Below are 14955 nucleotides of genomic sequence, written 5' to 3' on the forward strand. Positions count from 1 at the left end.
GGCGGACTATGTTATTAACAGTCGTGCGCTTGCGCCGTTTCTTGCAACAGACCGATCAGATCAGCGAAACCCTTGGGGCACTCATGCTTACAGCCAACGAACAGCTCTTTCTCGAACTGGTGAACGCAGCCCGTCTGGACCCTCTGGGCGAAGCCGCACGTCAGGGCATCGACCTGAACGAAGGGCTTGACCCGGGCACGATTGCGGACACGCCGGTGCAGGCCCTCGCCCCAAATGCGCAGGTGCAACAGGCGGCGGCCGAACACGGTCAGTGGATACTCGACACCGACACCTTCGAGCACACCGGCGAAGGCGGCAGCTCGCCTGGCGATCGGATGGAGGCGGCGGGGTATATTTTCGAGGGCTCGTGGAGTTGGGGGGAAAACCTGGCGCTGCTGCGCACCACCGGCTCGATCGACCTCGAAAGTGCGATCACGGACCACCATGACGGCCTATACGCGAGCCCGGGCCATCGCGAAAACCTCTTTGCCGCGCATTTCCGCGAAACCGGCATCTCTCAGCAACGCGGCGAATTCGAAGAGGGCTGGGACGCCTCAGTCCTCACCCACAAATTCGCCACATCGGGTAGCGACTTTTTCCTCACCGGCGTCATTTACAACGACACCAACTTCGACTTCGCCTATTCCGTGGGCGAAGGCCGGGACGCGTTTCAGATCTCGGCGGCGGGGGCGACAACAGCGACATGGGCGGCAGGGGGCTATAGCCTTGCCCTCGGCAGTGACCCCGCCGTCAGCGTGACACTTGGCGAGCCCGGCAGTGGCATATCGCTGACGGTCGACATGTCACAGGGAAATGTCAAACTCGATCTGCTCAACGGTGATCGGATCCTGACATCGGGAAATGTCGTTCTGGGCGAGGGAGCGCTCGATGTGCAGATGCTGGGCGCGGTAGACAACTCCGCAACCGGCAATACACTCGAAAATTTCTTCTATGTCGGACGCGGTGACAACAGCTTGACCGGCGGCGGCGGTCTCGACACGGTCGTCTTCACCGGACAGCGCAGCGAATTCGATATCGCCGAAACCGGCACTGGACAATTCACCATCACCGACCTGCGCGATGGCCCGGAGAGCGACGGGACCAATACGCTTACGGATATCGCCTTCGCGCAATTCACGGATTCCACCATATCGCTACAGCCTACAGGTACCGGCACCGCAATAAGCGGTCTGGTCAGCACGCCCGCAGCACAAGGCGCCGCCGATCTCGTTCTCAGCTTTAGCCTCTCCGATGGCAGCGAACAGGTCCTGGCCACGGATACGTCCGGACATTTCGATCTGCATCTGCCCACGGGACTGACCGGCCATATCGACCTCGCACCCGGGGCGACCAGCACCCAAACCCCCGACGTCGGCGATGCGCTCGACATTCTGCGGATCGCGGTCGGGCTCGCACCGTCCTTCGGGCCTGCCACGCCGCATGATCTGATCGCGGCAGATGTGGATATGTCGGGTGATATTACAGTCAATGACGCACTGAACGTGCTGCGTGCCGCGGTCGGGCTCGAAACACCCGACGTCGGACCCGGAGACTATGTGCTCCTCGATTCCAGCCAGTCATTCGACGGATTGAACGCGGGCTCCGTCACCTATGAGACAGGTGCCGATCTCGATCACGGGCTGGACGGGGGAACGCTCGATCTACAGTTGGTCACTCTCGGGGATCTGGGCGCAACTCAGGCCGTCTGAGACAACACGACGTCAGAGGGATCCATCCACATTACCCGGCAAGATCGCCGTCATCAGAAATTCGAATCCGGGATCGAACGGCACGGTCAACCGTAGACCATCCGTGACAGGCGCACTCCCCGCCGCTATCGCCGCCAGATCGGCCTCGGGGTCAAGGAAGAGCCATTCCGGCCCGATCTCGAGCGGCAGGCCAACGGCCAGGCGCAGAACACCAAGCGCATCGCTCACACTGACCGTCCCGTCGCGGTCGAAATCAGCGGCGATCTGATGAACCGACGAGGCCGGCCCGAAACTGGGATCGAGCCCAACCGCGAGCCGCAGCACATCAAGCGCATCACTCACGTCAATAGCCGGGTCGCCTGCGCTGTAGTTACGCAGAATGCTCAGACGCCCGGTCTCACCAGCAAAGCCCGCCAGATCGAACCGTCCCTCGGCATCGGCCGTCAGACGGGCCATACCCGCACCGTCAGGCGTGAACGTGATCTCGGCCCCGATGAGCCATGGGTTCGGCTCAGAGGGACGGATCAGCAGCACATGTGCAGCCTCAGGTATTGGCGCAGGCCCAGGATCAGCGCCCGGCGGCGTCGGCTCTGGCTCGGGTGACCGCGCGCCGTCGAGCAGCGCAAGCGAAATCCTGTCCGGCCCGTCAAAGGCTGATCCGAAGAGATCCTCGCGTCCGAGTGTTGTGCCATCATGGCTCTGGATCACCACTACGTCATCGCGAAACACGATCCGTGCCCCCCCAGTGACCCGCGTGACGGTCAGTTGATCGGGATTGCGCAGCATAGTGTAATCCGACAGGTCCAACCTGTCCTGCGCCACATTGAAATCAGTGATCCTGACCTCGCCTCCGCCGCTTTGCATGACAAAGAGATCAGCCCCTACCCCGCCGGTCATGGTGGTCCCCGATGGCCCTGCAACAAGGATATCATCCCCGGCCCCACCCGATAGGGTGCTTGCCGCGGCTTCGGCTACAACAAGGTCATCGCCCGCCCCACCGGCCAGCACGCCCGCGCCACGCAGCACCACGCCGATATTGTCCATCGGCACGCTCAGATGCGCCAGACCGCCATTGCCCTGCGTCGCGACAATGACTTGCAGCGCGTCTTGCGCATGCACCGCCGCCAGCCGCGTGATCCCGTCGAGCCGCGCCGCCGCGTCACTCGCGATACTGTCGAGATGCACCAGCCGACCATCCGGCAAGAGCGTCAACAAACTCAACCCGTCATCGCTGCCGCCCGCCACCACGAAGACCTGCCCTGCAACCTGCGCAACCGCGATATCCTGCACGTCGGCAAACCGACTGAAACGGCTGTCGATCAGGTGGTCGCGGACCTGTAGCGCGCCTGTGGCCGATACCTCGAGCACGCTCAGCGAATCCGTCCCGGCCGCACCCAGAACCGCGAACTGCGTGCCATGCGCAGCGACTGTCTCGATCGCGGTCGGGTTTGCCACGCCGAATCCATCCTCGACCCCGACCGCATGGCCAAACGTGACACGACCGGCCAGGTCGACCCACTCGCTTTCGACACCGTCCAGCGTGGCCCGGGTCAGGATCACACCTTCGGCACCCTGCATCAGGCTCAAAGCGCTGTCCGGCCCGGTCCAGTCTTGCAATCGGCTCAGCCCGGCATCAGCCTCCATGCGGTAAATTCCACCGCCCGACAGGGCCAGCACACCGCCCCCCGCGTCATCGCCCAGATAGGCCAGCCGGTCCACTGCCCCAAGCGCGGGATCGACCGGCACCGGCGCGCGGATGGCCTCGAACGTTCCATCCTGTGCCAGACCATACGAAATCAGCCGCCCGTCACCGACGCCGAGCAACAGCATCGCCTCCTCCGGCGCGCCGCCAACGGCAATATCACGGCTCAGGGTAGCACTGAACGACGGCGCGAACAGCACACTGTCGTGTAGGCTCAATGTCCCCGACGCCCCCAGCCGATACACGCTGAGCCCGCCGCCTGCATCGGTGGCAGCATAGATCAGTGTCTCGCCATTCAGCTCATTGGCAGTCAAGGCGCGGATCGCCGTATCCAGACGCGCCTCACCCGTGATCACGCGTGCATTGAAATGCAGACGCATCTTGCCCCCTTCGTGTGCAACTCAAGCCCGGATCATGGCCACGGGCAACGGCACGCACGGGGCGGAAACCTTGCTCAAAGAGTGATTTATTCGGAAGGGTTTAATTGCATTTGACGAATTGCCCTGACACCGAATTAGACCGAAAAATTGATTTTTCCCTTGTCAAAATGGCACGGACACTTGAGAAACTAGTCAACAATCCATCACTTTCTGAACTGCGAGGCCGATGTGACCAAGAATTTTTCAAAACCCGTTGATGCGCGTTCCACTGTTTCCACTGAAATCGATAGAAAGGCCTTTGTCCGCGACTGGATCGCGAAACGTCTCACGGCAGGAAAACTTGCGGGATCGGGGCTCATCGGTGCCGTCCTGACCCTGCCGATGCTGGCCGCGGCACAAACCACCGGTGAATTCGTCAGCGCCTCAGGGATCGAGGGCGTGACTGATGTGCGTACGATGCCGGATGGTTCGGCCCAGCTCACCATGAGCAACGGCACCACGATTTCCGTGCCCGCCGCAGATGTTCAGATCGCCACCAATGGACAGGTTCTCGTCAGCGACCGGATCATAGACATCGCCGCCGAGGTGATGGCAGGCGGAGCGGGCGGCGTCGGCGGCGGTGCCATCGCCGCCGGACTTGCCGGAGGTGCCGGGCTCGCAGCGGCAGCCGGGGGCGGCGGCAGTGACGGTGGCGATGGTCCACCTGCGCTGCCAGTGCTCAACGGGGAAGACTTTCAATCGACGGTCCTCGGTGTCAGCGGCGGCTTCAACAACGGCAACACGGGCATTGGGCTGCCCGAGGGCACAAGTTCCGTCGAGGTCACCATAACCGACGAAGACGGTGAGGAAACCACCGTGCCCGCACAGCTTGACGAAGAGGGCAACTGGACGACCCCTGAAGCCGATAACCTTCCCCAGGGCAACGTCACGGTGACCGTCACATCTTTTGACGCAGACGGCGAGGAAATCGGCAGCACTTCGCAGGAATTCAATGTCGATACGGTCCCCCCGACCATCACCATCGATGACACCGGTGCGGGCGAGGATGGCGTCCTTAACCTCACCGAGCAGGGCGAGGGGATCACCCTCTCCGGCTCGACCGATGCCGAGGACGGGCAGACCGTGACCGTCATGGTTGGCACAGAGGAATTCACCACCACCGCCTCGGGCGGGGCTTGGAGCGTTGTCGTTCCGGCCGGCAGCCTCGCGACAATCGAGGACGGAGCCACCGTCGAAATCACGGCCAACGTCGCGGATGCAGCGGGCAACGAGGCGGTCGAGGCGACCGACAGCTTTGGCACCGATCTCAGCGCTGCGATCACAATTGAGACGATCGCGGGCGATCCGGTGGCTGCGGCCGACATCACCGCCGCCGACCGTGTGGGTGGCTTCGACGTCACCGGCTCTGTCACCGGCGTTGAGGACGGCCAGACCGTCACCGTCACGCTCAACGGGACCGACTTCACAGCACAGGTGGCAGGCGGTGAGTTCACCGTGCCGATCTCCGCAGGCTTCCTCAACGGCCTCGACGCGGGCCCCGTCACACTCAACGTCTCGGCCAGCGTCACGGACGTGGCAGGCAACACCGCCACCGACACGCCCGCCCCGATCGCTGCCGATTTCACCGGCCCGTCGATCGCGATAGACCCGATCCCGACCACCAGCGGCGATGACACCCTCAACATCGAGGAACGCGCCAACGGCTTCGAAGTGTCCGGCACAACCGACCGCGTGGCGCAGGGCAGCACCGTCACCGTTACGGTGAACGGTGAAGAGCTGACCGGCCCCGTCACCGTTGATGCAAATGGCGACTGGTCCGTCACCGTCGCTTCAGGCGACGGCGGCACCTTCCCACAAAACGGCCCGGTCACGATCACCGCAGAGGTCACAGACTCCGACTCCGGCATTCCCGCCTCAGCCGTCCCGCTCGACCTCAACGTCGATCTTCAGGCCCCCACGATTGAAATCACCGATACAGGGACCGGCGACGACGGTATTCTCAACCTCACCGAACAGGGCGAGGGGGTTACCATCTCCGGCACCACCGATGCCGAGGACGGACAAGAAGTGACCGTCCGCCTCTTCGACGGCCCCACACAGATACCCGGTGGGGGCGGCACCGAGTACACCGCCACCGCCTCGGGCGGCAACTGGTCGGTGGACATTCCCGCCGCGACGCTGGCGCAATTTGTGGGCGACGGCACCGTACGCGTCACCGCCGATGTCTCGGATTTGGCTGGCAACCCGGCGGAGACAACGGAGCAAAGCTTCGGCCGCGACCTCACCGCGCCGACCATCTCGTTTAACGACATTTCCGGTGACAACCAGATCGGGCTGCTCGACGTGCAGGGCGACCTCTTGATCAGCGGCTCCACCAATGCCGAGATCGGCCGGCCGGTCACACTCACCTTTGATGGACAGACCTTCACCGGTGAAGTTATCGGCAACAGCCTCGGCGGTGCCGAGCCGAATTCTTGGTCGGTGATAGTGCCGCAAAGCGCAATTCAGGCGATTCAGACCGAGGCCAATACAGGTGACGGTACGCTCAGCGACATTCCTGTCACTGCCACCGTCACCGATGCTGCGGGCAACCCCGCGGACGCGCCCGCGACGACCACAGTCGACGCCGATTTCAACGGCCCTTCGATCACCATCGACGATATCTCGGGCGACAACCTCGTCAACGCCGCCGAGGCTGGCGAAGACATCATCCTCTCGGGCACCACCAACAACGTGCCCGACAGCGAGGATGTGACGCTCAATGTGGGCAGCCTTGGACCGTTGACCGTCGGTATCGTCGGCGGTGTCTGGCAGACCTCGCTGACCCCCGCACAGGCAACGACAGCGGGCCTCACGGATGGCGCGACGGTCGATATCACGGCTGATGTGACCGACGGCGATGGCGTGCCAGCCCCGCAGGCCACGGCCGAGATCACGGCGGATTTCACCGCGCCGACCATCGCCATAAACACCGTTTCCGATGACGACATCATCAATATCGACGACAGTACGGAATCGCTGATCATCTCCGGGACCACCACCGGGGTTGAGGCTGGGCAATCCGTCTCGGTGAATGTCGAGGGTCTTGGTGGCGAGTCTGCCGAAGTCGGCGCAGACGGCACATGGAGCGTGGGTTTCACGCCCACCCTTACCGAACAGTGGGTCACGGATGAGGGCAACGGGGCAACGCCCGCCATCACCGCCAATGTGACCGACCTCGCGGGCAACCCAGCACCAGAGGCATCGCGCCCGGTCACTATCGACGTCAGTGCACCGACCGTCAGCATCAATCCGCTGCCTCTTGGTATGGATGACGTGATGAACCTTGCCGAACAGGGCACAGACCTGGTGATCACCGGAACCGCGACCGACACGACCGAGGTTACAGTCACCTTCAACGGCACCGCACTCGCCCCGGTCGCGGTGACCGGCGGCAACTGGACGCTCACCATCCCGTCGGCCGATCTTACCGGGCTTGCCGATGGCGCAACCATCGCCGTGCAGGCAGATGTGACCGACAGTTCAGACAACACCGCGCAGGACACCGCCTCTTTCGGCACCGATTTCACGGCCCCAACCATCACGATCACCGATACTGGCGTCGGGCCGGACGATATCCTCAACATCGCCGAGAGCGAGGCGGGGATCACCGTGACGGGTAATGTGACCGGTGCCGACGGTCAGACCGTAGCCGTCACGCTGAGCGGCGCGGCGGCAACACCCATCGTCGGCACCGGCACGGTCACCGGCGGCACCTTCGCGGTAGAGTTCACATCGGGTGATCTTTCCAGCATCGGCTCCTGGCCCTCCGCGACCGTCACCGCCGAGGTCTCTGACGCGGCGGGCAACCCGGCGACCCCAGCAACCGACAGCTTCGATATCGACCTCACCGCACCCACCATCGCCTTCGACGATCCGCCGCCTGCAGATTTCGTCCTTGGCATCGAGGAACGCGACAGCCTTGAAACCGAAGGCGTCGCCGTCACCACGACAGAACCCGATGGCACGCCCGTCACGCTGACCTTTACCCGTCCAGACGGGTCGGGCGGCACGGTCACGGATGTCACGATCAACACCACCGTATCGAACGGCGGGACGTTCGACATCCCCCTCACAGCCGCACAAATCGCCACACTTGAGGACGAGACGACCTACACGCTCGACCTCACGATCACCGACGATGCCGGCAATACCGGATCCGACCAGATCGACGTGCCAACCGATTTTGTACCGATCCTCACGATCGACGAAGTCGGCGTGGACGGGGCGGTCGACCTGTCGGATACCGAGGATGCCAGCATCACCGGCACCACGCTCGGGGTCGAGGAGGGTCGACCAGTCACGGTGACCGTCACCGGGTCGACCAGCGGTCAGGTTCTCAACACCACGGCGGCTGTCGGTGCGGGCGGGATATGGACTCTGCCGATCGACCCTACGTTTTTCGACGAGCTGGAAGCGGGCGAGACCTTTACCGTCAGCGCATCCGTGAGCAATGACGCAGGCCGGGCAGCGAACGCGGAACAGGCCGATATCGACGCTTATCTTGCCTCGCTTTATGCAATCGTGAACACCGCTGAAAGCGGGGCTACGCTTACGATGAGCGCGATCGCGGGAGAGGGGCTGGATACAGACGCAGGCATCACCACCACGATGTCTTTTGATCCAGCGCGGGCCACCTACATCAACGGGAGCGATGACGACAATCTCGACCTTTTCATCGCCAACACAGCGAATGCGGCGACTGGAAGCGTCCTTTTCAGCGGAGGGACCGCTAGTGGGTCGCTGGCCGATGGAGATGTACTTTATACATTCGATATGACGGACCAAGGGACAGGCCCAATTACGCTCAGTTTCGTTGAGGAAAGCCAAGGCGGTCCGACCGAACTCCAGATCGGCACCGCCGGGGGCGACACGCTCACTGCGTCGAACACCGACTCGGTCATTCAGGCCAAGGGCGGCGATGACAGCATCGACGTCTCGGAGAGCGGCACCAATATCGTCGTGTTCGAACTGGATCAGGCCAGCAACGGCACCGACACCGTGACCGGATTTACCACCGGCGACACGTTCCAGTCGGATGTCATCGCCTTCCTCGGCGAGGCAGACCTGCGCGGCGACGGGGATTTCGTCCAGAGCATGACGGACGGTCAGGCCATCGGCGTCAACACCGGTTTCGTGATCTTCACCACCGCGCTTGCCGACACCAACGCGGCCACGCTTGAAACTGCGTTCGAGGGCCTTCTGGATGAAACTGCGGGCGACGTGGTCTACTTCCTCGCAGGGGATGGCACCAATGCCGCACTGGCGCGGGTAGACGTCACCGCACCGGATGACGCCTCGGTCGAAATCCTCGCGAATTTCAGCGATATCGGCGATCTGAGCCAGCTCAACGCCGATAACGTGATCCTGCCCGACCCTGCCGGCATCACCTGAGACAAGCGTTGCACCAATAAGACAGGCGGGCCGGATTGCGCATGCTCCGGTCCGCCTGACGTTTGCAATGCCCGGCCTTTGCGGAGTAGTAAGAAACTGAGGGAATAATCGGCAGTCATGAACGCGGTGACACAAACGGCGCAGGTCGCAATCAGCAAGGACCGCCACGGCGGGCGCTTTTGGCAGCGTTTCGCCTCCTATGCGTTTGCGCGCGACCGGCATAGCGTGCCCATCGTCCTCGCCGAGCTTGAACCGGCAGCGAGCGCGTTTCCCCTTGTCTTTCGCCGCAGCGCAACCGGCAGCGTGGAACCACACGCCCTTCTGCACCTGACGGCGGGCGAGCCTTCGCCCTTCGTCGCCTCCGACGGCACGTGGCGGGGCACCTATGTACCCTCGATCCTGCGCGCCCATCCCTTTGCCGCAACCCCTGCGCAGGCGGGCGCAGAGATGGCCCTGCTGGTGGACGAGACAAGCGGCCTGGTCACCGATAACCCCAAGGACGAGGCATTTTTCGACGAAACCGGCGCGCCCTCGTCAGCGCTAGAACAGGTGATCGCCTTCTTTCGCACCCGTGCGCAATCCGAACTGGCCACGCAAGCCGCCTGTGCCGCCCTGCAGGCTGCGGGGCTGCTATCGCCACTCGCCCCCCTGGCGGGCATGAACGACAGCGACGCCGACGGCTTGCTCACCGTCGATCCGGCCAGGCTCGACGCGCTCGATCCTGCCGCCCTGCCCGATCTTTGGTCCTGCGGCGCGCTGCGGCTCGCCCATGCGCAGCGCGTCTCGCTCTGCCATGCCCGGTGGATGGCACGGGCGCTGCGCGCCGGGGCGGATTTCGCACCGCGCACAAGCGCCCCTGCCCCCGACAGCAACCTTTCAGGCTTTCTCGACGCGCTCGCCGATGCGCAGGATCACGACAGGGGCACAGTGTGACCGGACCCCGAATACCCGCTCTCGTCGCCACGCTCTGCCTGTTACTTGCCGCCTGTGCCGAGCAGCCGGATCTTGCACCGGTGCGGGCGAGCCTGGAGAGCGGCACTGCGGGGCTCGGGGCTGACCGGGTGCCCGACACGGTGGCGCGCGAGGCCTTTGGCCAGCATATCGTGCGGGCTGTCATGGCCGAGCCCGCAATCACCCGCAGCACAGCCGAGATTCGCGGCGCCCGCGCCGACAAGCGTGCCGCCGATGGGGCCTTTCGCCCAGATCTCAGTGTCGGTGTGAATGCCCAGACCCGGCTCGACAGCAACACGAACAGCGACAGCGGGCCGTTCCTGCGCGTCTCGCAACTGGTTTACGATGCCGGGGCCGCGCGCTCCAACCAGACTGCCGCCGAGGCCCGGGTGCTGCAAAGCCGCGCGCAGCAGATCGAGACAGGCGCACGGGTGACGCTCGAAGCGGTCGAGGTCTACAAGCGCCTGCTCACCAGCCGCCGCCTGCTGGCCATCGCCGAGGAAAACCTGAACGTGCTGCGCGACTTCGCGGGCCAGATCGAAGAGCGCGCCGAGCGCGGTGCAGGCTCCACCGCCGACCGCCTGATCGCCCAGAGCCGCGTCGCAGATGCCGAAACGCAGCGCGTCGATGCGCAGGCGCAGTTGGAACGCGCCGAGGCCGCCTTCCGCCGCCTCTTCGGCGACATCCCGGCGAACCTGCCGCGCCCGGTCAAAGCCCCGCCCCTGCCCGCCGGTGAGGCCGATGTTCTCGACCAGAGCCCGCGCCTGCGTGCCGCCAACGCCACGCTCAAGGCCGCCGAGGCCGATCTCATGGCGGCCAGTGCCCGCCGTCAGCCGGGTGTAGAACTGGGTGCCACCGGGCAGCGCGCCTCGGGTGGCGGCGGTGATCTGGCGCTTGATCTCACGCTCAACTACAGCCTCGACACGCGGGGCGAGCGCCGCGCCGCCGTCGATGCAGCCCAGGCCCGGCTTGATGCCGCGCAGGCCGAACGCGACACGCTTTTGCGTGACGTGCGCGAGGCATTGGCCTTTGTGCGCACCGATCAGTCGGCAGGCGAGGCGCGGGTGATCGCAGCCCGGCAGGCCGTGGCCAGCAATGCCGCCAGCGTCGATGCGGCGCGCGAACAGTTCAGCATCGGACGCCGCAGCATGGTCGACCTACTGGACGCGCAGCGCGATTACGTGCGTGCCGAGGACACCCTGATCCGCGCTGAACAGGAACGTTTCCTGACCGACTACGCCGCGCTTGCGCTGACCGGCGACATTCTTGACCTCTTCGACATCACCCTGCCAGAGGTGACGCCATGACCACGCCGTCACCCCGCGTGGTCCCGCTCGACCGCGAGGCGCGCAGCCGCCCCGACGAAACGTCGCCGCTCGAGGCCTGCCTGCTGCATGCCGCCGCTTCGCTCGATCGTCCAATGACGCTTGCAGCGCTGCATGCCGTTCAAAGTTCCGACGTCACCGGAACGCTCGGCGTGCGAGAGGCGATCACGGCGGCAGAGCGTGCAGGGATGCAGGCGGCCTTCGGCGCACGCAAGCTCCGCGATTTCGACAGCACGCTCACACCCGCCATCTTGCTGCTCGAGGGCGAGCGTGCGGTGGTGCTCCACGGGGTGACCGGCAACGGGCAGCTTGCCATTCACGATCCCGCCCTTGGTGAAGGCATTGGCGAGATTGCCCGCGACGATCTGGAACAGCAATATACCGGCCATGCGATTCTGCTGCGCCGCGAACACCGCGAGGATATCCTCGCCAGTTCCGAGGGACGGCGCGGGCACTGGTTCTGGTCGGCCCTTGCCGCCAATCGCTGGTCCTATACGCAGGTCTTGCTGGCCGCGGTGCTGGCAAATTTCCTCGGGCTGACCACCTCGATCTTCATCATGGTGGTCTATGACCGCGTGCTGCCCAACGAGGCGACCGAGTCGCTCATCGCACTGACCATCGGGGTGGGCATCGCGCTCCTGTTCGACTTCCTGATCAAGAACCTGCGCGCGGGCTTTATCGACCGCGCGGGGCAACGCGCCGACATGGTGATGGGGCGGCGCATCTTCGATCAATTGCTCGACATGCAGATGCGCGCGCGCAAGGGCTCGACGGGCGCGCTCGCCAGCACCCTGCGCGAGTTCGAGACGCTGCGCGATTTCTTCACCTCCGCGACCCTCGTCGCGGTGGTCGATCTGCCCTTCATCCTGCTTTTCATCGGGGTCATCTGGATGATCGGCGGGCCATTGGCCCTAGTTCCTGCCATCGCCGTGCCGTTGGTGCTGATCGTCGGCATCGCGGTGCAGCCCGTCCTCGCTCGCCTCGCCGAGCAGAGCTTCAAGGACGGTCAATCGAAGCAGGGCGTGCTGGTGGAAACCGTCTCAGGGCTGGAAACGATCAAGGCCACCGGGGCCGCGCGCCGCATGCGCGCCCGGTGGGAAGAGGCCATCGCCCGTCAATCCGAACATGGCGCCCGCGCCCGCGCCGTCACCCAACTGGCGATGAACGCTACCAGCTTCACGCAGCAGACGGCACAGGTGATGATCGTTTTCTACGGCGTTTTCCTGATCACCGCGGGCGAGGTCAGCATGGGCGCGCTGATTGCCAGCGTGATCCTGACAGGGCGCGCTCTGGCTCCGCTTGCACAACTGGCCCAGACCCTCACCCGCCTCAATCAGGCGCGCAGTTCCTATCGCAATCTCGACGCGTTGATGCGCGCCGACAGCGAACGCCCAGAAGGCCGCCACTGGCTCAGCCGCCCGCGCCTCGACGGGCGCATCCGCTTCGACGACGTGCATTTCAGCTATCCCGACCAGACCGTTGCCGCCCTCAAGGGGGTGAGCTTTACCATCCAACCGGGAGAAAAGGTCGCCATCCTGGGCCGTATCGGATCGGGCAAGAGCACCGTCGCGCGGCTGCTCTTGGGGCTTTACGCCCCGGACAAGGGCGCTGTGCTGGTGGATGACACGGATATTCGCCAGATTGACCCCGGCGACCTGCGGCGCAATATCGGCTCGGTCCTGCAGGACGTATGGCTATTCTCCGGCACCGTGCGCGAGAACATCGCAATCGGCGCACGCCGCCCCCGCGATGCCGATATTCTGGAGGCCGCGCGCATCGCGGGCGTCGAGGATTTCGTGGCAAAGCACCCCTCGGGCTATGATCTGATGCTTGCGGAACGGGGCGAAGGGCTCTCGGGCGGGCAGAAACAGGCGATCACGCTGGCGCGCGCCCTCGTCGGTCAGCCCCCGGTGCTCCTTCTTGATGAGCCGACCAGCGCGATGGACGTGCAGAACGAGCGCGACGTGATCGCCCGCCTCAAGGAGGAGGCCAAGGACCGCACGCTCATCGTGATCACTCACCGCACGAGCCTGCTTGATCTGGTGGACCGGGTCATTGTAATCGAGGACGGGCGCGTCGGGGCCGATGGCGACAAGTCGATCCTGGCACGCGCCGCACGACAGGCGGGGGCGAAGGATGGCGCGTGACCACGATCTCGACCGTCTGGCCCGCGAGATGCGCGGGCGCTCCGCGCTGCGCGGCTCGATCCTCCTCTTCACCATTCTGGCCTTCCTCGCCATTGCGGTCATCTGGGCCGCAAGCACCGAGATCGACGACGTCACCCGCGCCGATGGGCGCATCGTGCCTTCGGCCTCGGTGCAGGTGATCGAGGCGGCGGAACCGGGCGTGCTGCAATCACTCCATGTCAAAGAGGGACAGGTCGTCGAAAAGGGCGATCTGCTGATGGAACTGGACGGCACCCTGCTGGACAGTCAACTCGATCAGGAACAACAGCGCGCCTATGGCCTCATGGCTCGGATCGAACGATTGCAAGCGGAAATCGACGGGGTCAATCTTGCCTTCAGCCCCGATCTGGTGGCGCGCGCAGCGGATGTGGTCAGGTCTGAGACCGCACTTTATCGCGGGCGGCAGGCCGAGTTGCGCGCCGAGATCGACATTCTCGAACGCCAGCGTCTGCAACGTCGGCAGGAATACGAGGAAGGGTTGGTCGACCGGCAGACCGCCCAAGAAACCCTCGCCGTTCTGACCGAGGAACGCGACATGATGGAACCTCTGGTTGAGCGCGGTATGGAACCCGCCACCACACTCCTCTCGCTGCGCCGCTCCGAGGCCGAATGGCGCGGTCGCGAGGTGCGGGCCCGCGCCTCACTCACCCGGCTGCAATCCGCGCTTGATGAGATCGACGACCGGATCGCCGCACAGCGCAGCCGCTTTCGCAGTGCTGCACTCACGGATCTGGCCACCGCGACAGCGGAACTGGCAGCGTTGAAACCGGCCCTCCCCGCCCTCCAGAGCCGCGCCGCACGCTCTCGCCTCTACGCGCCGGTGCGTGGCATCGTCAACCGCATCCACAGCCCCACCGTCGGGGCGTTGGCCCGCCCAGGCGAGGAGTTGATCGAGATCGTGCCGCTTGATGACACACTTCTGGTCGAGGCTTATGTGCGTCCCGACGACATCGCCTTTCTCTATCCCGGCCAGCCGGTGAAGGTGACGATCACCGCTTATGACGCGTCGCGCTACGGCAACCTCTCGGGCGAGATCGTCCGCATCGGTGCCGACACGATCACCCGCACGGAACGCAGCGAAGAAGAGGTCTTCGTCGTGGAAATCCGCACCACCGATACGATCCTCGATGCCGATGGCGTCGAGGTCGAGATCATGCCGGGCATGGTCGCGCAGGCCGATATCCTCGCGGGGCGTAAGACCGTGCTCGATTACATCTTGCGGCCCGTCGTCCGGGTCAAGGAGCGCGCCCTGCGCGACTGAGACCGCCA

General features: G+C 64.6%; 7 protein-coding genes. 6 read left to right on the top strand and 1 reads right to left on the bottom strand.

The window, feature by feature from the left end; all coding sequences use genetic code 11:
• The first annotated feature begins 41 nt into the window (after positions 1–41).
• Positions 42–1709 carry a CAP domain-containing protein gene (locus RID11_RS20140; protein ID WP_350142086.1) on the top strand — a complete coding sequence of 556 codons (1668 nt, stop codon included), beginning with the start codon at positions 42–44 and terminating at the stop codon, positions 1707–1709.
• A gap of 12 nt (positions 1710–1721) precedes the next feature.
• Here the strand turns inward: RID11_RS20140 and RID11_RS20145 are convergent, their stop codons facing one another.
• Entirely contained in the window at positions 1722–3791 is a 2070-nt protein-coding gene (locus RID11_RS20145) for a calcium-binding protein (protein ID WP_350142087.1), read from the bottom strand.
• Between the two features lie 381 nt (positions 3792–4172).
• Here RID11_RS20145 and RID11_RS20150 point away from each other — a divergent pair, with 381 nt between their 5' ends.
• From RID11_RS20150 to RID11_RS20170, 5 genes are all read left to right on the top strand, one after another.
• A complete protein-coding gene (locus RID11_RS20150) occupies positions 4173–9224 on the top strand; it encodes a beta strand repeat-containing protein (RefSeq protein ID WP_350142088.1) in 5052 nt (1683 codons plus the stop codon).
• 117 nt (positions 9225–9341) lie between these two features.
• Positions 9342–10157, top strand: coding sequence for a SapC family protein (locus RID11_RS20155; protein ID WP_350142089.1), 816 nt, complete (start codon positions 9342–9344; stop codon positions 10155–10157).
• The gene (locus RID11_RS20160; RefSeq protein ID WP_350142090.1) at positions 10154–11482 is read left to right on the top strand and encodes a TolC family protein; all 1329 of its coding nucleotides are present in this window, start codon (positions 10154–10156) and stop codon (positions 11480–11482) included. Before RID11_RS20155 ends, RID11_RS20160 begins: the two co-directional genes overlap by 4 nt.
• Positions 11479–13647 carry a type I secretion system permease/ATPase gene (locus tag RID11_RS20165; RefSeq protein WP_350142091.1) on the top strand — a complete coding sequence of 723 codons (2169 nt, stop codon included), beginning with the start codon at positions 11479–11481 and terminating at the stop codon, positions 13645–13647. Before RID11_RS20160 ends, RID11_RS20165 begins: the two co-directional genes overlap by 4 nt.
• Complete coding sequence (locus RID11_RS20170) at positions 13637–14947, top strand: HlyD family type I secretion periplasmic adaptor subunit (RefSeq protein WP_350142092.1); 1311 nt, start codon at positions 13637–13639, stop codon at positions 14945–14947. The genes RID11_RS20165 and RID11_RS20170 overlap by 11 nt, the downstream gene beginning before the upstream one ends.
• Positions 14948–14955 lie beyond the last annotated feature (8 nt).

The organism is Roseovarius sp., from assembly GCF_040219995.1.
In the GTDB taxonomy this organism is placed as follows: Bacteria; Pseudomonadota; Alphaproteobacteria; order Rhodobacterales; family Rhodobacteraceae; genus Roseovarius.